Here is a 1,328-nt window from a genome sequence, read left to right on the forward strand (position 1 = left end):
GGTATAGAGTTCGTGGGCCATGACGGCAGCCTCCACAACGAAATAATTGCTTCACACAGGTCGGACAGTGTCGTGGATCAGCCGATGCCACCGCAAGCACAAAACAAAAAGGCCGCATGAAACCCTCAAGGTTTCATGCGGCCTTTTCGCCGTTCAGACTAACGCTTACTCAGCCTTGGCCTTTGCGCTGCGCTTGTCTTCAACAGTCCACTTGCCACCGTCGTAATACGCCTTCCAGCCTGTAGGCTTGCCATCCACTTCGGTCTGCACGTATTGCTCCTTGGTCTTGCGGCTGTAGCGGATGACCGCTGGCAGACCGTCAGGATCCTTTTGCGGAGCCTCGCACAGGAAGTGGTACTTCGGATCGATCTCGTCCTTGTGCGGCAGAATCTCGATCACCAACGGAGCGCGGGTCTCGCGGTTTTTCGGGAACTGACTGGCAGCCAGGAACAGACCGGAGGCACCGTCGCGCAGGATGTAGGTATCGTTGACCTTCTCGCATTTCAGCTCAGGCATCTTCACCGGATCCATCTTCGGCGGCGCCGCGTCACCGCTCTTCAGCAGCTTGCGAGTGTTCTTGCAGGTCGGGTTGGTGCAACCGAAGAACTTGCCGAAACGGCCAGTCTTGAGTTGCATCTCACTGCCGCATTTGTCGCATTCCAGGCTCGGGCCTTCGTAACCCTTGATGCGATAAGTACCCTCTTCGATTTCGTAACCATCGCAGTCCGGGTTGTTACCGCAGATGTGCAACTTGCGCTTTTCATCGAGCAGATAGGCATCCATCGCGGTGCTGCAGATCGGGCAGCGATGCTTGCCGCGCAGGACCAGCGATTCCGACTCACCCTCGTCGTCCGCAGCGATTTCGTCGCCCGGCACCAGGTTGACGGTGGCCTTGCAGCGCTCTTTCGGCGGCAGGCTGTAGCCCGAGCAACCGAGGAATACACCGGTCGACGCGGTACGAATCTGCATCGGACGGCCGCAGGTGGTGCACGGAATGTCAGTCATCACCGGCTGGTTGGCACGCATGCCGCTTTCCGGACTTTCAGCCACTTCGAGTTTTTTCTTGAAGTCACCGTAGAACTCGTCGAGCACGTTTTTCCAGTCGCGTTCGCCCTGGGCCACGTCATCGAGGTTCTCTTCCATGCCGGCGGTGAAGCCGTAGTCCATGAGATTGGAGAAGCTCTCGGACAGACGCTCGGTGACGATGTCGCCCATCTTTTCCGAGTAGAAACGACGGTTGTGCAGGGTCACATAACCGCGATCCTGAATGGTCGAAATGATCGCAGCGTAGGTCGAAGGACGACCGATGCCGCGCTTTTCCATTTCCT

At 57.6% G+C, this 1,328-nt stretch carries 1 protein-coding gene; it reads right to left on the reverse strand.

Annotated features, from left to right (window positions below):
* Nucleotides 1-165 precede the first annotated feature (165 nt).
* The coding region (locus D8U18_RS28100) for a DNA topoisomerase (RefSeq protein ID WP_177435076.1) at nucleotides 166-1,328 on the reverse strand (1,163 nt) is incomplete at its 5' end.

The organism is Pseudomonas sp. Sample_10 (assembly GCF_004321495.1).
GTDB lineage: Bacteria > Pseudomonadota > Gammaproteobacteria > Pseudomonadales > Pseudomonadaceae > Aquipseudomonas.